The organism is Pseudomonas sp. Os17, from assembly GCF_001547895.1.
GTDB lineage: Bacteria > Pseudomonadota > Gammaproteobacteria > Pseudomonadales > Pseudomonadaceae > Aquipseudomonas.
On sequence record NZ_AP014627.1, the window covers coordinates 1,102,375 to 1,119,269 of the forward strand.

The 16,895-nt window shown below is 65.6% G+C and carries 14 protein-coding genes; 11 read left to right on the forward strand and 3 right to left on the reverse strand.

Annotation, left to right across the window (positions count from 1 at the left end; all coding sequences use genetic code 11):
- Nucleotides 1-46: 46 nt before the first annotated feature.
- The 3 genes from fecA to POS17_RS04945 all read right to left on the reverse strand — a co-directional run bounded on the left by fecA (nucleotide 47) and on the right by POS17_RS04945 (nucleotide 4,004).
- Nucleotides 47-2,407: a TonB-dependent Fe(3+) dicitrate receptor FecA gene (gene fecA / locus POS17_RS04935; RefSeq protein WP_060837602.1), complete on the reverse strand. Its 2,361-nt coding sequence runs from the start codon at nucleotides 2,405-2,407 to the stop codon at nucleotides 47-49.
- A 134-nt stretch (nucleotides 2,408-2,541) separates the two neighbouring features.
- Nucleotides 2,542-3,507 carry a FecR domain-containing protein gene (locus tag POS17_RS04940; RefSeq protein WP_060837603.1) on the reverse strand — a complete coding sequence of 322 codons (966 nt, stop codon included), beginning with the start codon at nucleotides 3,505-3,507 and terminating at the stop codon, nucleotides 2,542-2,544.
- Nucleotides 3,508-3,515: 8 nt separating this feature from the next.
- Nucleotides 3,516-4,004 (reverse strand): sigma-70 family RNA polymerase sigma factor, encoded by a 489-nt coding sequence (locus POS17_RS04945; RefSeq protein WP_060837604.1) that lies wholly within the window; start codon nucleotides 4,002-4,004, stop codon nucleotides 3,516-3,518.
- 221 nt (nucleotides 4,005-4,225) lie between these two features.
- On the opposite strand from POS17_RS04945, the gene POS17_RS04950 reads away from it, so the two are divergent.
- The 11 genes from POS17_RS04950 (at nucleotide 4,226) to POS17_RS05000 (ending at nucleotide 16,862) form a co-directional block, all read left to right on the forward strand.
- On the forward strand, nucleotides 4,226-4,531 hold the full coding sequence (locus POS17_RS04950) for a DUF3649 domain-containing protein (RefSeq protein WP_041116026.1): 306 nt from the start codon (nucleotides 4,226-4,228) through the stop codon (nucleotides 4,529-4,531).
- Nucleotides 4,528-6,102 carry a PepSY-associated TM helix domain-containing protein gene (locus tag POS17_RS04955; protein WP_060837605.1) on the forward strand — a complete coding sequence of 525 codons (1,575 nt, stop codon included), beginning with the start codon at nucleotides 4,528-4,530 and terminating at the stop codon, nucleotides 6,100-6,102. Before POS17_RS04950 ends, POS17_RS04955 begins: the two co-directional genes overlap by 4 nt.
- The gene (locus POS17_RS04960) at nucleotides 6,103-6,429 is read left to right on the forward strand and encodes a DUF3325 domain-containing protein (protein WP_060837606.1); all 327 of its coding nucleotides are present in this window, start codon (nucleotides 6,103-6,105) and stop codon (nucleotides 6,427-6,429) included.
- 11 nt (nucleotides 6,430-6,440) lie between these two features.
- The gene (locus POS17_RS04965) at nucleotides 6,441-7,019 is read left to right on the forward strand and encodes an RNA polymerase sigma factor (protein WP_060837607.1); all 579 of its coding nucleotides are present in this window, start codon (nucleotides 6,441-6,443) and stop codon (nucleotides 7,017-7,019) included.
- Nucleotides 7,016-8,005: a FecR family protein gene (locus tag POS17_RS04970; RefSeq protein ID WP_060837608.1), complete on the forward strand. Its 990-nt coding sequence runs from the start codon at nucleotides 7,016-7,018 to the stop codon at nucleotides 8,003-8,005. Before POS17_RS04965 ends, POS17_RS04970 begins: the two co-directional genes overlap by 4 nt.
- Nucleotides 8,006-8,173: 168 nt before the next feature.
- Nucleotides 8,174-8,581, forward strand: coding sequence for an ExbD/TolR family protein (locus tag POS17_RS04975; RefSeq protein WP_060837609.1), 408 nt, complete (start codon nucleotides 8,174-8,176; stop codon nucleotides 8,579-8,581).
- A gap of 4 nt (nucleotides 8,582-8,585) precedes the next feature.
- Nucleotides 8,586-9,353 (forward strand): energy transducer TonB family protein, encoded by a 768-nt coding sequence (locus tag POS17_RS04980; RefSeq protein WP_060837610.1) that lies wholly within the window; start codon nucleotides 8,586-8,588, stop codon nucleotides 9,351-9,353.
- Between the two features lie 43 nt (nucleotides 9,354-9,396).
- Complete coding sequence (locus POS17_RS04985) at nucleotides 9,397-11,637, forward strand: TonB-dependent receptor family protein (protein WP_060837611.1); 2,241 nt, start codon at nucleotides 9,397-9,399, stop codon at nucleotides 11,635-11,637.
- A 28-nt stretch (nucleotides 11,638-11,665) separates the two neighbouring features.
- The gene (locus POS17_RS04990) at nucleotides 11,666-12,310 is read left to right on the forward strand and encodes a MotA/TolQ/ExbB proton channel family protein (protein ID WP_060837612.1); all 645 of its coding nucleotides are present in this window, start codon (nucleotides 11,666-11,668) and stop codon (nucleotides 12,308-12,310) included.
- A 134-nt stretch (nucleotides 12,311-12,444) separates the two neighbouring features.
- Entirely contained in the window at nucleotides 12,445-14,148 is a 1,704-nt protein-coding gene (locus POS17_RS04995) for a bifunctional metallophosphatase/5'-nucleotidase (protein ID WP_060837613.1), read from the forward strand.
- 275 nt (nucleotides 14,149-14,423) lie between these two features.
- Nucleotides 14,424-16,862 carry a TonB-dependent siderophore receptor gene (locus POS17_RS05000; protein WP_060837614.1) on the forward strand — a complete coding sequence of 813 codons (2,439 nt, stop codon included), beginning with the start codon at nucleotides 14,424-14,426 and terminating at the stop codon, nucleotides 16,860-16,862.
- Nucleotides 16,863-16,895 lie beyond the last annotated feature (33 nt).

Sequence of the window (16,895 nt, forward strand, 5' to 3'; positions counted from 1 at the left end):
CGACGGGCCTGCATTGCAGGCCCGTTTTGTTTTGTGGCGAAACGAATCAGAACGCGACCGAAGTCTGCACGTAGAGAGTGCGCGGTTCACCCACGTACTTGCCCTTGTTGTTGTCGTCGAAGGAGCGGGTGAAGTACTGGTGGTTGAAGATGTTCTTCACCCCCACCGCCACATTCAGGTCCGACAGCTGCGGGCCGAAGTCGTAGCCGGCCCGGGTGCTGAACAGCATGTAGCCGGGGATGCGCCCGTTGCTGCCGTCGGCACTTTCGCGTGACGTGTTGGCGTTGTCGGCGAACTGGCTGCTCTGGTAGCTGCTGTCGAGGTTGAGCTTCCATGGGCCTTCGGTGTAGCTCACCCCCAGTGTCCCCTTGTGCTTGGACGAGAAGGGCACGCGGTTGCCCTGGTTCGGGCCGTCCTCACGAATGGTGGCGTCGACGTAGGCATAGGTGGCGTAGACATTGAAACCGGCCAGCGCCGGATCGAGGCCGTCCAGGGCGTAGTTGATGCTGCTCTCGATGCCCTGGTGCCGGGTTTCGCCCCGGGCGATCACCGTGTCGTTGGTCTGGTTGCTGTCGTACTGGTTGTCGAAGTTGATCAGGAACGCCCCGATCTCCGCCCGCAGGGTGCCATCGTCATAGCGGGTGCCCAGTTCCCAGGTGCGAGCCTTTTCCGGCTTGACCTGGCCGCTGGCCACGCGGTTGGGCATCTGGCTGTACTGCACGCTGCCGAAGGAGCCTTCGGTGTTGGCGTAGAGGTTCCAGCTCTCGTTGAGGTGATACAGCACATTCAGCGCCGGCAGGGCGGTGTTGTAGTCGCCCTGGTATTTGACGTGGGTGAGGTTGTTGCTCTGCTGGGACTCGATCATCTCGTAGCGGATCCCCGGGGTCAGGGTCCACTTGCCGATATCGATCCGGTCGTCGACGAAGAACGCATGGGCCTCGGTGCCGCCGCGGGTATCCCGGTCGTTGCGGCTGTTGCTGCTGGGCAGTGCCTGGTTGGCGGTCACCGGCGTGCGGTAGCGCAGTTCATGCCCGGCTTCGTTGATGTAGCGATAGCCGACGCCCACTTCATGGCTGCTGTCTCCCAGGTCGAAGCCCTGGGCGAAGCGGGTTTCCAGGCCTCGCACCCAGTACTCCCGGGGCGACAGGGAGAGGAAGCTGCCCTGGTCCAGGTAGCCGCTGCGCAGGGTCTTGGTGAAGAAGCTGTTGACGCTGAACTCCCGGCGATCTTCCTGATAGCGATAGCCGAGGTTGAACATCGTGCGCCGGCCCCAGAACTTGTCGTAGGGGCGGGTCGACTGATACGGGTCGGCCTTGTAGTCCGCCACGTTCAGACCGCCGGGCATGTCCGCTTCACCCTCGTAGTACTGGGCCATGGCGTTGAAGCTGTTGGCCTCGTCGAGCTGGTACTTGCCCTTGAGGATCAGGTCGTCGATCTGTGTGTCGCTGTGTTCGCGCCAGTCGCCGCCGCGGGTGCCGGAATACAGCAGGGCGCCCCCCAGGCCGTTGTCGGCGGTGCCGCCGGCCAGCAGGTTGCTGCTGGTCTTGAAACCGTCGTGGCTGGAGGAGGGGCTGGTCTCGGTCTGAAAACCACCCTTGACCGTCGGTGTGTCGGGAATCGCCCGGGTCACGAAGTTGACGATGCCACCGACGTTCTGCGGGCCGTAGCGCACCGCGCCACCACCGCGCACCACGTCCACGGCATCCATGTTGCCCATGCTGATGGGGGCAAACGACAGCTGCGGCTGACCGTAGGGGGCGAACGGCACCGGGATGCCGTCCATCAGCACCGTGGAGCGCGAGGCCAGTCGCGGATTGAGGCCGCGGATGCCGAAGTTCAGGGCCATGTCGTGGCTGCCGGTGCCGTTGTTGTCCGGTGCATTGACCCCGGGAATCCGATTGAGCACGTCCCGGGCCTGGGTCGCGCCCTGGCGCTCGAACTCGTCCCGGCGGATCACGTCCCGGGCGCCGGGGTGCTCGAAGACATCGCCCTGCCGGGCATCGCCGAGCCAGTCGCCGACCACGCTGGAAGCCTCCAGTTGCACCGACGCCGGGGCTGTCTCGGGGCTGGCCGGTTGCAGGCTGAAGGCATTCTGGCCCTCGGGCCGGGCTTGCAGGCCGGTGCCTTGCAGCAGGGCTTTGAGGCCCTGTTCCGGGCTGTAGTTACCTTCCAGGCCACGGCTTTTCACGCCACGGGTGACCTCTGAGCCGAAGGAGATCAGCACCCCGGCTGCACGACCGAACTGGTTCAGCGCGCTTTCCAGGCTGGTCGGGGCAATGTGGTAGGGCTTGGTCTCGGTGGTGGCGGCCAGGACCTGGGGCAGGCTGGCAAGACTCAGGCTGGCGCCCAGCAACAGGTGACGCAGGGTACGGGCCAGGGGCGTGAGGCGGGTGGGGTGCTCGGTCATGAACGGCGATCCTGAGAAGGGGGAATCAAGGTGGCTTTCCCTCTCTGTCACCCGAGCCGGGCAAAACGGCTCAACGGCCATGAAAAAAATCTTCCTGAGCGAAAGAACCAGCGACGGATGGCGGTTGCCGACAATCAGGCCCGAGCCTCAACCGTGACCCAATAGCGGGTAAAACGCCGCACCCTGACCGGCAGGCTGATGGCCAGCAGGTCGAGAATCCGCTCGCTGTCATCCAGCGGATAACTGCCTGAGATCAGCAGGTCCGCCACCTGGGCATCGCAGTTCAACTGGCCACGACGGTAGCGCCCCAACTCGTCGAGGAAATCCGCCAGGCGCATATGGGCCGCCACCAGCATGCCTTCGCTCCAGGCACCGCTGCCGGCATCCAGGGCCCGGGGCGGCTGCCAGCTGCTGTGGGTGAAATTCAGTTGCTGTCCGGCCGCTACCTGAGGCGGCATTGCGCTGTAGTGCGCCGGCGTCACGCTGACCGTTCCGGAAAACACCGCCAGCTGACTGTGCTCCTTGAACTGGCGCAGGTTGATTCGTGCGGCAGCGGGGCGGACCTGCCCCTGGGCGGTCTGTACCAGCAGCGGCCGGGCGTCCTGGCCGGCGCTGAGCATGATCTCGCCCTCCAGCAGGCGGATCAGTCGTTGTTGTCCATCGAAGCGCACATCCACCGCGCTGCGGGTGTTGAGCTGCAACTGGCTGCCATCGCTCAGTTGCAAGGTGCGCCGCTGGCCCACGGCGCTGCGGTAGTCCGCCAACAGCGGCGGCAGCGGGTTGTGTTCCCGCAGGCCCCAGGCGGCGGCCGAGCCGGCACCGAGCATCAGCAACAGCTTCATCGCTTGGCGCCGGCTGGCGGATTTCGGTGCATTCAAGGCCGCGTGGGCCAGGGGCGAGGACACGCCGCGCAAGCGCTGATTGACCCGTTGGATATGCGCCCAGGCTCGCTGGTGTTCGCTATGGGCGTCGTGCCATTGCTGCCAGGCCGCTTGCTGGCGCGGGCTCAAGGGGCCGCCTTGCATTTCGATCAGCCAGTGCACGGCCTGTTCAGCCACGGCGTTGCTGAAGTCGGGCTGGCCATTGAGGTGTGGATTCATCGAGGCGCTCACAGGGCGAAGTAACAACGCATGGCGGCTTTGTTCAGGTGACGTTTGACCGTGGCAATGGAAATGTTCAACTCCCGGGCAATTTCGCCGTAGCTCAGGCCGTCGAGCTGACAGAGCAGAAAGGCCCGCTTGACCGGGCGTGGCAGGCCGTCGAGCAGGGCATCCAGTTCCATCAGGGTCTGCAGGATGATGGCCCGGTCCTCCTCGGAGGGGGCCAGTTGCTCCGGCATGTGCGCCAGGGCTTCCTGGTAGGCCCGCTCCAGGTCCTGGCGGCGGTAGTGGTTGCACAGCACGCGTTTGGCGATGGTGGTGAGGAACGCCCGGGGCTCGATCAGGGCCGGCGTTTCCCGGGCGCTGAGCACCCGGATAAAGGTGTCCTGGGCCAGGTCGGCGGCGCTGTGGGGGCAGCCGAGCCGACGCCGCAACCAGTTGTTCAGCCAGCTGTGATGGGCCTGGTAGAGGCCTTCGACGGTAGCGCAATGGGACAAGCGGGACGCTCCTGCACCCGCAGGGCGCACAAGAGAACAAGAATTGTTCGCATTGTAGTGTCGCTACCTGGCATTCGGCAATCCGCCCGCATCGCCGGCAGCCAGTGGCTGTGCCTGGGCTTTTTTGCATATGAGAATATTTATCATTATTATCGTGCGCCTGTTGGCTCCGGGTGCTTGCGTGGCATCCCGGGCTTCTCCCTTCGTTTCCAGGTCCAAACATGAAAAGCAAGGCCGGCGGGCTCCCCGCTTCCTATCGTCTGGCGGTTGCCTCGCGGGTCTGCGCCGCAGTCCTGGGGGGCTACCTGCTGGCGGCGCTGTCCAGTGTCTGCCTGACCCTGCTGCTGCCTGGCCCCAGGGTCGATGCCGTGCTCAGCGGGATGCTCCTGTCCTTCGTGTTCTACCTGCTGGCGGTGCTCTGGTGCTTCGCCTGTCGCAGTGCCTGGCAGGCCTGGGCCGGGGTATTGCTGCCGAGCCTGGTGCTGGCGCTGGTGAGCGGTAGTCTCTACTGGGCGGCCTGGTCATGAAGGAGGGGTTGCGGCAATCCATGGCCTGGCTGCACACCTGGAGCGGGCTGCTGCTGGGCTGGTTGCTGTTCGCGATTTTCTTCACCGGCACCCTGTCCTACTTCAAGGCGGAAATCACCCACTGGATGCAGCCCGAGGCGCCGGCCCGCGCCCTGAACGCCGACGTCAGTCTGGAGCTGGCCCAGCGCTACCTGGAACAGCACGGCCAGGGCGCCCAGCGCTGGTTCATCGACCTGCCGGACCCGCGCCAGCCGCTGCTGGCGGTGGCCTGGCAGGCGCCGAGCGCCCCCGGCGAGCGCGGCGTGTTCACGGAAAAGCTCCTGGACCCCGGCACCGGCAGCGAACTGCACGTGCGCGATACCCGTGGCGGCGAGTTCTTCTACCGCTTCCACTTCCAGTTGCAGATGCCCTATCCCTGGGGCCGCTGGCTCTCGACCCTGGCGGCCATGGTGATGTTCGTGGCGCTGATCAGCGGCATCATCACCCACAAGAAAATCTTCAAGGACTTCTTCACCTTCCGCCCGCGCAAGGGCCAGCGCACCTGGCTCGACGGGCACAACGCGCTGGGCGTGCTGGTGCTGCCGTTCCACTTGATGATCACCTACAGCAGCCTGGTGATCTTCATGTCCATGGTCATGCCGGCGAGCATCCAGGTGGCCTACAAGGGTGACAGCAACGCCTACTTCAAGGACCTGCGACCGGCCAGCAACAACACCCCGGCGGCCGCTCGGGCAGCGCCCCTGACCGCCCTCGACCCGCTGCTCGAACAGGCCCTGGACCATTGGCCGGGGGGCCGGGTGCAGCGGCTGGTGATCAATCACCCGGGGGATGCCAACGCTTCGGTGCACGTCATGCGCCACAGCGCCGACCGGGTGGTGCGCGATGGGGGCTGCACCCTGTCGTTCAACGGGGTCAGTGGCCAGCTGTTGCAGGCCAGCCCGGAACAATCCCTGCCCAAGGCCATCAGCGGCAGTTTCTATGGTTTGCACATGGGGCTGTTCGCCGGTCCGCTGTTGCGCTGGCTGTACTTCGCCTGTGGCCTGGCAAGCACCGCGATGATCGGCACCGGCCTGGTGCTCTGGCTCGGCAAGCGTCAGCTCAAGCACGCCAGGAGCCCGGCGCTGCCCTTCGAGCTGCGTCTGGTGCAGGTGCTGAACCTGGCCAGCATGGCCGGGCTGGTGCTGGCGGTGGCCGGGTTCTTCTGGGCCAACCGGCTGTTGCCGGTGACCCTGGCCGAACGTGCCGATTGGGAGGTCAACGGCTTCTTCATGCTGTGGGGCCTGAGCTTGCTGCATGCCGTGCTGCGGCCGGAGCGTCGTGCCTGGGTCGAGCAACTGAGCCTGGCGGCCTTGCTGTTCGCCGGCATTCCTTTGCTGGACGTCCTGACCAGCCCGAGCCGGGCCGACGGCCTCATGGTCCGCGGCGACTGGATGCTGGCGGGCTTCGACCTGACCTGCCTGGGCAGCGGCCTGTTCCTGGCCTGGGCGGCGCGCAAGATGCATCGCGGCCAGCCGGCGGCGGCCCGTGCCCCACGACAACGGCCACCGGCCCCTGACACCGAGGTGAACTGAATGCTGCTGGCGCTGCTGCTGTGCTTTGCCGGATTCACCGGTCTGTGCCTGTCCCTGGACCGGCACCACGCTGAGGTGCTCGGGCGCAAGCCCACGACCCGGCGCCGACACGGCCTGCGCCTGGGCGGCTGGCTGTTGCTGGGCCTGTCGCTGGCGGCGGCGGTGCTCGAAACCGGCTGGAGCCTGGGCCTGGTGCAGTGGTGCGCGGTGCTGATGGCCAGCGCCCTGCTGTTGGTGTTGCTGCTGCCCTACCGCCCGCGCCTGGTGCTGTCGATGGCGGGGGCCAGTCTGTTGGCCAGCCCGCTCGCCGCCCTGGCCGGATTCTGAAGGAGCGGCCCATGATGAGCGCCCTGCCACCGGAACCCTCCGATCTGGATCACCCCGATCTGCGGGGCAGTCGCGCGCATTTTCTCCAGGTGTTCCTGTCCCAGCGGGCGCAGATGGAAGCCCTGGTCAGCCGCCGGGTCGGTTGCCGGGCCACCGCCGCGGATCTGGTGCAGGACCTGTTCCTGCGCTTCTGGCGCCGGCCGCTGGTGCAGGTCGAAGAACTCAGCACCTACCTGCTGCGCTGCGCCGGCAACATCGCCATCGATCACCTGCGCAGCGAGGGCGCGCGGGTGCGGGTCAGCGAAGGCTGGCTGCCGGAGCAACAGGACAACCAGGGCTGCGAACCCCAGGCCGCCCTGGAAGCCGGCAACGATCTGCGCCATGTCGAGGCCGCCCTGCGCAGCCTGCCGCAACGCACCCGGCAGATCTTCCTGCTCAACCGCATCCATGGGCGCAAGTACGCCGAGATCGCCAAGGTCATGGGCCTGTCCCAAAGCGCCGTGGAAAAACACATGATGCGCGCCCTCGAAGCCTGCAAGGCCAGCCTGCGGGACCCCTCGACCTCGCGCACGCCAAGGAATGCACCGTGAACCACCGCTCCCGCGTTATCCCGACGCCCGCCCAGGAACAGGCGGCCCTGGCCTGGCTGAGCCTGCTCCACGATCAGCCCAGCAGCGGTGATCAGGCGACGTTCAGCCAGTGGCTGCAGGCCGATCCCGCGCACATCGAGGCCTATGCCCAGGCCCAGGTGCTGTGGGAGTTGAGCGAACAGCCGGCGCGCACCCTGGCCGATGAAGACGCCCTGGCCCTGCAAGGCCTGCTGCGTTCCATGGATGGCGCCCGCGCCCGGAGCCGACGACGCTGGTCGGCGGGCCTGGCCATGGCCGCCAGCCTGTTGCTGGCGGTGGCCCTGGGCGCCGGTTGGCAGCCCGGGCGCTGGGTCGATGACCTGGGGGCCGACTACGTTTCCGCGCCGGGCCAGGTGCGCACCGTGACCCTGGCCGACCAGAGCCAGGTGACCCTGGATGCCGACAGCGCCATTGCCGTGGATTTCAGCGGCGGCGAGCGGCATGTGCAACTGCGCCGCGGCGCCGGGTTCTTCAGTGTCAGCCACACCGGCGCGCCCTTCGTGGTGGCGGCCGGGGAGGGCGAGACGCGGGTCCTGGGCACCCAGTTCGAAGTGCGCCTGCAACCGCAAGGGGCCCAGGTCACGGTGCTGTCCGGGCGGGTCGGAGTCACGGCGGCCCAGGGCGCGGCGCAGCAGGTACTCGGTGCCGGCCAGCAAGTGGCCTACGGGCATGCTGCGGCGACCCCGTTGCATGGCGTCGACAGTGAAGCGCAACTGGCCTGGCGCCAGGGCTGGCTGAACTACTACCACGCGCCCCTGGGCGAGGTGGTGGCCGACCTGCGGCGCTATTTCCCCGGACGCATCGTGCTGCTCAACGACGAGTTGGCGGCGCGCCGGGTCAGCGGCAGTTTCTCCAGCAAGGACCCGCAAGCGGTCCTCGATTCCCTGCAGGCCGTCCTGGGCTTCGAGCTGCACCAGCTCTTTGGCCGACTCCTGGTCCTGCGCTGAAAGGCCCGTCCCAGAGCTCCCGAACATTCATCGAGATCACACCGTTCTGTCACCAAATCGTTACATGGGGCGCGGATCATCTGCGCATTCCTGAGCACATGGTCAGGATCGGCGAGGGTTGTGATTCAGCTCTCACAAGGGAGGGAAGGCTGAAGCGGGAGCAAGACGATGCGCAGCTGGGATGTCGCTAAAAAGAAGAAGGCCCACATCGAAATCATTCCGATGATCGATGTGATGATGTTTCTCCTGGTGTTCTTCGTACTCATCAGTCTCAACGTGATTCCCGCCGTGGGAATCAAGACGCAGTTGCCGGTGGCCAGCACCGCGCAACAGTTGAAGCCGCAAAACAAGGCGGTGATTACCCTGGGTCTGCAGGAACGTCTGCAACTGGACGGACAGGACCTGGATGAAGGGGCACTGTTGGCCCAACTCAAAGTGCTGAATAACGGCAGTGAAAAGTTGGTGATCATTATCAATAGCGATCAGGGCGTGGAAGTTAAGCGCCTGGTGTCGGTGATGGACTTGCTCAAGGGCAATGGCTTCTCTTCCGTCTCCATCGCTACACGCAAGTCCTGACGCCATGTTCGCCTTATATAAAACACGCAAGTGGCTGGCGTGCCTGCTGCCGGCTGGCCTGTTGTTGCTGGTGATCTATACCAGCCAGTTGCAACAGTTGCAGATCAAGCCGGTGTACGACGAAAGCACGGTGGAAATTGCCCTGGTCGATGCCGCCGAACTGCTGGCCGCTGCCGAGCCACCGCCGCCGCCCGAGCCGCTGCCGGTCGAGCCCGAGCCGCCGCAGGTGGTGCCCGAGGAAGAGCCGCTGGTGATCGAGCCGCCCAAGCCCAAGCCGGTGGTCAAGCCCAAACCGCCGGCGCCCAAGCCGCTGGTGGCCAAGCCGCAGCCGCCCAAGCCGGCCCCGGCCGCCGTGGCCCAGAGCACTCCGGTGGCGCCGCAGCCCGCGGTGGCCGCCGCCCCCAAGCCGGTGGCGCCACCGGCCGCCGTACCTGCTCCGGCCCCCGCACCCGCGGCGCCCAGCAGTGCCATCAAGGAAAGCCTGTACACCGCCGCTTTGCGCAAGGAACTGGAAAAGCACAAGCAATACCCCAGCGGCCGCGAGGCCTCGTTGCAACGTCCCCAGGGCGATGTGGTGATCTGGCTGGAAGTCGATCGGGCCGGCAACGTGCTCGACAGTGGCATCGAAAACAAGGCGTCGAACATGTTGCTCAATCGCGCCGCGCAAACCAGTTTGCGCCGCGTGGAGAAAGTTTCACCGTTTCCCTCGGACGCGTTCTCCGGCAAGAACAAGCAACGTTTTACCGCGACCTTTAGTTACAACGTGGAATAAACCCATCACCTATTAACGAAAGTTGTAAGCAAGGGATTGACCCGTGAAGATCAATAAACTTTATGCCCTGCTTCTGGCATCGGGCCTGGGCAGTTTTGCGCCATTGGTTCTGGCCGAAGATACAGTTGACGTCGGTGCGGTGAACGTTGCCGGTAAACAGACCCTGGGCAACGGCCACATGATCAAGGAAGAAAGCGCCAAGGGGCGCTCCACCGTGACCAAGGAAGCCATGGACCAGATGGCCCCCACCGCCAACGCCGTGGACAAGCTCAAGTACACCCCGGGGATCAACGTCTCCAGCACCGACGCCACGGGCTTGAGTGGCACCAACTTCACCATGCGCGGGATGAACTCCGACCAGGTGGGGCTGTCCGCCGACGGTTTCCCGATCAACGACTCGGGGGACTACAGCATCTACCCGAACCTCATGGGCGACCCGGAGAACTTCAGCGAAGTCTTCGTCACCCAGGGCTCGTCCGAGGCCGACGGCCCGCACATCGGCTCCAGCGGCGGCAACATCGGCCTGGTGACCGTGCGCCCGACCAAGGATTTTGGCGTGTTCGCCAAGCAGTCCATCGGTTCGAACAACGTGCGCAAGAGCTTCGCCCGGCTCAATACCGGTGACCTGGGCGGCTTCAAGACCTGGGTTTCGGCGTCCCACACCGAGGGCGACAAGTGGCGCGGCAAGGGCACGCTGCGTGCCGACAAGGTCGAGTGGAACACCCTGTTCGAAGACGGCAACGGCAACTCCACCAACGCCATCGTCAAGTACAACCTGCAGGAAAACTACAACTACAACAGCCTGAGCAAGGCCCAGTTCCAGAACCAGGGCCGGCGCCTGGACTACTCGGAAAGCACCGTGTTCAAGAACGGCAGCGTGTCCCAGTCCTACAAGCTCAACCGCAACCCCTTCGAGAGCGTGACCGCTTCGCTGACCCAGCGCTTTCAGCTGCGTGACGACCTGAGCCTGACCTTCAACCCCTACTACGTGTGGTCCAACGGCGGCAGCTTCAGCGGCCAGACCGCCACCAGCTTGTCCGCCAGCTCGAACAAGGCCGGCAACTACGACCTGGCCGGCTTGCCTGCCGGCACCTACTACCGGCCGTCGTGGACCGAAACCTGGCGCCCCGGGATGACCACCAAGCTCAAGTGGGATCTCAACGAAGAGCACAGCCTGGACGTCGGCTACTGGTACGAACGCGCCCGCCAGCGCCAGACCCAGCCCTTCATCGGCATCAAGGGCAACGGTGCTCCGGAGAATGTCTGGGGCGACTACAACGGTTCCGACCAACTGGTGGACCGCAACGGCGTCACGGTCCAGGGCCGTCACCAGTACACCGTGACCCCGGCACAGAAGCTCTGGGTGCAGGACACCTGGCAGGCGACCCCGGACCTGACCCTTACCGGAGCCCTGGCCTACCAGTACGTGGAACGCGACGGCAACAACCTCGGCAGCCTCACCGACAAGCCGGAAAAACGCGACGCCAAGTACCACCAGTTCCTGCCCAGCTTCAACGCCAAGTACCAGGTAGACCCGAACAACCAGGCGTTCTACAACGTCACCCGCAACATGCGCACACCGCCCAACTACGTGCTCTACAACAAGGGCGACTCCATCAGCCTGAAACCCGAGCTGAGCTGGAACCAGGAACTAGGCTGGCGCTACAGCGAAGAGAACATGGCCCTGAGCGCGACCCTGTTCTACATCAGCTTCAAGGACCGGCAGATCTCCACCACCGACCTCAACGGCGACTACGTCGTGGCCAACGTCGGCGAAGTGAAGAACCGCGGCCTGGAGCTGGAGTGGAGCGGCAAGCTGCCCCACGACTTCAACTACTACGCCTCGTACACCTACACCAAGTCCGAGCAGATGGACGACCTGACCAACAAGAACGTGCTGCTGCCGACCTCCGGCAAGCAACTGGCCAACGTGCCGGAAAACATGTTCAACCTGAGCCTGGGCTACGACGACTCGCGCTACTACGGCAACGTCGTCGGCAAGTACGTCGGCGCCTTCTACGGCGACCTGACCAACGACGAGAAGATCGCCGGCCGCACCGTGGTCGACCTCAACGCCGGTATCCACCTGCCGGTGGACAAGAAGGTGCTGAAGTCCGCGACCCTGCGCTTCTCCATGCTCAACGTGTTCGACAAGGAATACCTGGCCTCGACCCGTACCGTGTCGTTCAACACCCAGCGCACCAACGGTCTGGCGCCGAGCACCGCCTACTACAACGTCGGTGAGGAACGCACCGCGATGGTCTCCCTGGAAGCCGGGTTCTGATGCCCTTCGGGGCCAAGAGGAAATGACGATGGACATGAATCTGCTGCACGACATCACCTTCTACACCATGTACGGCGCCGCCGCGATTGCCGCCTTTATCGCCGTGGAGCGGGGCATCTACTTCAGTTTCAGCCTGCGCCAGGCGAAGAAACTGGAGAGCGTGCTCAACCCGAAGATGCACAGCGTCGACGACCTGCCCGCCGAGCTGCGCCAGCGCAACAGCCTGCCCCTGGAGATGGTCGCCGAGCTGTTTGCCCACAAGCAGGGGCTGGCCAGCCACAAGGACCTGGAAGACCTCAGCGAGTCGATCTACATCGCCACCCGCAGCAAGCTGATGCATGGCCTGTGGCTGCTGGAAACCGTGGTCACCGCCGCGCCCCTGCTGGGCCTTCTGGGCACCATCCTGGGGATCATCGACACCTTCAAGGCCCTGGCCGAAACCGGCGTCAGCGACCCGGGCGAAGTGTCCAAGGGCATCGGCACCGCGCTGTACGCCACCGCCCTGGGGATCGCCATCGCCCTGGGCAGCATGATCTTCCACAACCACTTCCAGGACCGGGTCGAGCGCATCACCGACCACCTGAAGATCCTGCTGCTGCGCGCCGGCATGGGCACCGCGCTGAAGGCGCCGCCCGCACCGCAAGCGCTCCACGGCAGCCTGCAACCGGCCTGATGGCCTAGCCTGTCGCCGCTGGCGCAGGCTGTGATCGACGACCGGACCGGTGCTGTTGTCCAGCCCCCCGGGTCGTCCCCTCACAGCTTTGGCCAGCGGCTTTTTTTTTCGTCGACTTTCCAAGGATTTTTTCCATGTCCCGTCTTCGTCCCATGCCCCGGTTGCTGGGTGCACTGACCCTGGCCCTGGTGACCCTGGCCGGTTGCAGCTCGCTGACCCGCGAGCCGCAACCGGTGGCGGTGAACATCGTCGCCATCAACGATTTGCACGGCTACCTGCAGGCCAACCCCTTCAGCTACAAGGACCCTCAGGCCCCGGGCGGGGTGCGCAAGCTTGCGGCCGGCGGCATCGCCACCCTGGGCGGCATGCTCACCCAGTTGCGCCAGCAGGATCCGCAGCTGCTGTTCATCGGCGCCGGCGACCTGGTGGGCGGCAGCCCGCCGCTGTCGGCCATGTGGGCCGACGAGCCGACCCTGGAGGCCCTGCGCCAGATGGGCATGAAGCTCAGCGCCATCGGCAACCACGAACTGGACAACGGCAAGGCCGAGTTCCTGCGCCAGCTCAACGGTGGCTGCCAGTCGTCGCGGCCGGACAAGGCCTGCCAGTTCCGCCCGAACTACCCGGGCAGCGGCTTCCCCTACCTGGCGGCCAACCTGCTGGACAGCGACACCGGCCAGCCGCTGTTGCCGGCCTATCGCATCGAGGAGGTGCGCGGGGTCAAGGTGGCCTTTGTCGGCGCGGTACTGCGGGACGTGGCCTCGGTGGTCAGCGCCAAGGGCATGCGCGGCCTGCAGGTGAGCGATGAAGCCGACGCCATCAACCGGCTGATTCCCGAACTCAACGCCAAGGGGGTCAACGCCATCGTCGCCGTGGTGCACCAGGGCGGCTCGACCCCGGAGCCGTTCGACAAGCCGGACTGCTCGCAACTGGGCGGCGATATCGTCGAAGTGGCCAAGCGCCTGGACCCGGCGGTGGACGTGCTGATCAGCGCCCACTCGCACCAGGGCTACCTGTGCCAGGTCGGGCCGCTGCTGGTGACCCAGGGCCATTCATACGGCCACCTGCTGACCCACCTGACCCTGCAAGTGACCCCGGGCCAGCACCGGGTGGCGAGCATCCAGGCGGTCAACCTGCTGGCCGATCCGGCCCGTTATCCACAGGACCCGGCCCTGGCGCAGCTGCAGCAACAGGTCGAGGCGCGCAGCAACCAGGTGCTGCTCAAACCGGTGGGCGCGATCGCCGACTCGCCGATTGCCCGGCGCGCCGATGCCGCCGGAGAAATGCCCATCGGCGACCTGATCGCCGACGCGCATCTGGCCGGCGGCCGGGCCAACGGTGCACAGATCGCCTTCATGAACACCGGTGGCATTCGCAGCGACCTGGCCCTGGAGCCCGGGCAGACCCGGGTGAACTACGGACAACTGGCGACCCTGCAACCGTTCAACAACAACCTGATCGCCTTCGACCTCACGGGCCGGCAGATCGAGCAGGTGCTCAACCAGCAATGGAAGGGCGCGGAGGATGCCAACATCCTGCAAGTGTCCGAGGGCTTCAGTTACCGCTGGGACGCCAAGCGCCCGCCGGACAGCCGCGTAGTGCCCGGCAGCCTGCGCCTCAATGGCCAGCCGCTGCAGGCCGAGGCGAACTACCGGGTGGTGATGAACGGCTTCCTGGCCGATGGCGGCGACCGCTTCAGCCTGTTCAAGAGCGGGGGCAACCGCAGCGACCTCGGGCTCAGCGACCTGGACGCGATGCTGCAGTACCTCAAGGCCATGGACCAGCAGGGCCGGCCTGTGGGCTCCAGCACCAGCGCCGGGCGTATCCAGCGCCTCAACTGACGCTTGTAGCCGCTGCCGAGCCTGCGAGGCTGCGAAAAGGTCCGCAGGACCTTGCTTGGCGATCTTTAGACCGCCGCGACCGCTTCGTCGGAATACCGCCCAGCCCGTTCGCCGCCTGCGCCAGCGGCTACAGGGGATGCATCGGGCGGGGGGCGTTTTCGCCGTCGTGAAAATATTTTCAAAAAACAGGTGAGGTCTTGGCGTTCGAGCTACGTGTAGTGCTTGAAAGTGCGACTAATTCGCATTCACGGCTTTTTTACACGCGAGTCTCAAGCATGAAGTCCAGGGCACATTCGGCGGCAAACGCTTCGGTCAAACGGTGGTTCGGCGCCTCGGCGCTGGTGGTGTCGGGGTTGGCCATGCTGCCCCTGGGCGTGGCGCTGGCGAGCGAGTCCGGCGTTGCGCAACACAGCGCGCTGTTCAACTTTTCCATCGCGGCCAAGCCGCTGCCCCAGGCCCTCAGCGACTTCACCCGGATCACCGGGATCAGTGTGATCTACACCGACCAAGCGCCTTATGCGCTGACGGCACCGGCCCTTAGCGGCCAGTTCAGCGCCGATCAGGCCTTGCAGCGCCTGCTGGGCAACTCCGGCTTCGGCTACCGCCGCAGCGATGCCCACACCCTGGTCCTGGAACCCTTGCCGAGCGGCGCCGGGCTGAACCTGGAGGCGACCCAGGTCACCACCCAGGGGCCAGACGACAGCGCCAGCTACCAGCCGCCGGCCAGCACCTCGGTGGCCCGTTCCCAGGCGCTGAACCAGGAGATCCCGCAGATCATCAACGTGGTTCCAGCCCAGGTACTGCGGGACCAGACCCCGCGCAACCTGGATGACGCCCTGGCCAATGTCAGCGGCATCACCCAGACCAACACCCTGGGCGGCACCCAGGACGCGGTGCTGCTGCGCGGCTTCGGCGACAACCGCAACGGCTCGATCATGCGCGACAGCATGCCAGTGGTGCAGGGCCGGGCGCTCAATGCCACGGCGGAACGGGTGGAAGTGCTCAAGGGGCCCTCGTCGCTGCTGTATGGCATCCAGGACCCGGGCGGCGTGGTCAACGTGGTCAGCAAGAAGCCCGAGCTTCAGCAATCCACGGCCCTGACCGTGCGCGGCTCGACCTATGGCTCGGGCAAGAACGGCAGCGGCGGCAGCCTCGACACCACCGGGCCGCTCGGCGATTCCGGGCTGGCCTACCGCTTGATCGTCGACCATGAAGACGAGGACTACTGGCGCAATTTCGGCACCCATCGCGAATCCCTGGTGGCGCCGTCCCTGGCCTGGTACGGCGAGAGTACCCGGGTGCTGCTGGCCTACGAGCACCGCGAGTTCCTCACCCCGTTCGATCGCGGCACCGCCATCGATCCCAAGACCAACCACCCGCTGGACATTCCGGCCACCCGGCGCCTGGACGAGCCGTTCAACAACATGGAAGGGCGCTCGGACCTGTATCGCCTTGAAGTCGATCATGAGCTCAGCGACGACTGGAAAGCCCACTTCGGCTACAGCTGGAACCGCGAGACCTACGACGCCAGCCAGGTGCGCCTGACCGCGGTCAACCCCAACGGCACCCTGACCCGGAGCATGGACGGCACCCAGAACGCCCTGACCACCGACCGCTACGCCACCGTCAGCCTGGAAGGCAAGGTGCAGCTGGGCGGCATGCAGCACGACCTGGTGTTCGGCCTGGACGACGAGTACCGCAAGATCTACCGCGCCGACCTGATCCGGCAGAAAAGCCGCACCACCTTCAACTACCTGAACCCGGTCTACGGTCGGGAAGTGGCCGGCACCACGGTCAGCGCCCCGGACAGCGACCAGACCGACCTGCTGCGCAGCGACTCGCTGTTCTTCCAGGACGCCATCCACCTCACCGACCAGTGGATCCTGGTGGGCGGCGGACGCTTCCAGGAATACGACCAGTACGCCGGCAAGGGCCGGCCGTTCCACGCCAACACCGACAGCAACGGACAGAAGTTCGTGCCCCGTGCCGGGCTGGTGTATCGCTACACCGATCAGTTGTCGTTCTACGGCAGCTACACCGAGTCGTTCAAACCCAACTCCAGCATCGCCCAGCTGGCCGGCGGCACCGCGGTGTTGGACGGTTCCATCGCCCCGGAAGAGGCCAAGTCCTGGGAGCTGGGAGCCAAGCTCGACATCCCCGGGCGCATCACCGCCAGCGCGGCGCTGTTCGACATCACCAAGCGCAATGTGCTGGTGTCCACGGCCACCGCCACCGAGACCGTCACCAGCGTGGCCGGTGAAGTGCACTCCCAGGGCCTGGAGTTGGACCTGACCGGGCAGCTCACTGATCAGTGGAGCCTGATCGGCAGCTATGCCTACACCGACACCGAGGTGACCAAGGACACCCAGTACAAGGGCAAGCAGTTGCAGAACGTGGCCAAGAACAGCGGCTCGCTGTCGGCGGTCTACGACTTCGGCAGCCTGATCGGCGGCGACCGCCTGCGGGTCGGCGCCGGGGCCCGTTATGTCGGCCAGCGCGCCGGGGACGCGCCCAACAGCTTCGACCTGCCGGGCTACACCGTGGCCGATGCCTTCGCCACCTACGACACCCGGGTCGAAGGGCAGAAGGTCAAGTTCCAGCTCAACGTGAAGAACCTGTTCGACAAGACCTACTACACCTCGTCGGCCAGCAAGTACTTCGTGTCCATGGGGGATGCCCGTCAGGTGTCGCTGTCCAGCACCCTGGAGTTCTGATGAGCACCCTGATCCCGGGCCTGGCCGTGGCGC

Coding starts and splice junctions, on each gene's coding strand:
- POS17_RS04960 (WP_060837606.1), top strand. CDS start 6,103: ATGCTGCTGGCGCTGCTGCTGTGCTTTGCCGGATTCACCGGTCTGTGC.
- POS17_RS05000 (WP_060837614.1), top strand. CDS start 14,424: ATGAAGTCCAGGGCACATTCGGCGGCAAACGCTTCGGTCAAACGGTGG.
- POS17_RS04950 (WP_041116026.1), top strand. CDS start 4,226: ATGAAAAGCAAGGCCGGCGGGCTCCCCGCTTCCTATCGTCTGGCGGTT.
- fecA (WP_060837602.1), bottom strand. CDS start 2,407: ATGACCGAGCACCCCACCCGCCTCACGCCCCTGGCCCGTACCCTGCGT.
- POS17_RS04980 (WP_060837610.1), top strand. CDS start 8,586: ATGTTCGCCTTATATAAAACACGCAAGTGGCTGGCGTGCCTGCTGCCG.
- POS17_RS04990 (WP_060837612.1), top strand. CDS start 11,666: ATGGACATGAATCTGCTGCACGACATCACCTTCTACACCATGTACGGC.
- POS17_RS04940 (WP_060837603.1), bottom strand. CDS start 3,507: ATGAATCCACACCTCAATGGCCAGCCCGACTTCAGCAACGCCGTGGCT.
- POS17_RS04955 (WP_060837605.1), top strand. CDS start 4,528: ATGAAGGAGGGGTTGCGGCAATCCATGGCCTGGCTGCACACCTGGAGC.
- POS17_RS04995 (WP_060837613.1), top strand. CDS start 12,445: ATGTCCCGTCTTCGTCCCATGCCCCGGTTGCTGGGTGCACTGACCCTG.
- POS17_RS04965 (WP_060837607.1), top strand. CDS start 6,441: ATGATGAGCGCCCTGCCACCGGAACCCTCCGATCTGGATCACCCCGAT.
- POS17_RS04975 (WP_060837609.1), top strand. CDS start 8,174: ATGCGCAGCTGGGATGTCGCTAAAAAGAAGAAGGCCCACATCGAAATC.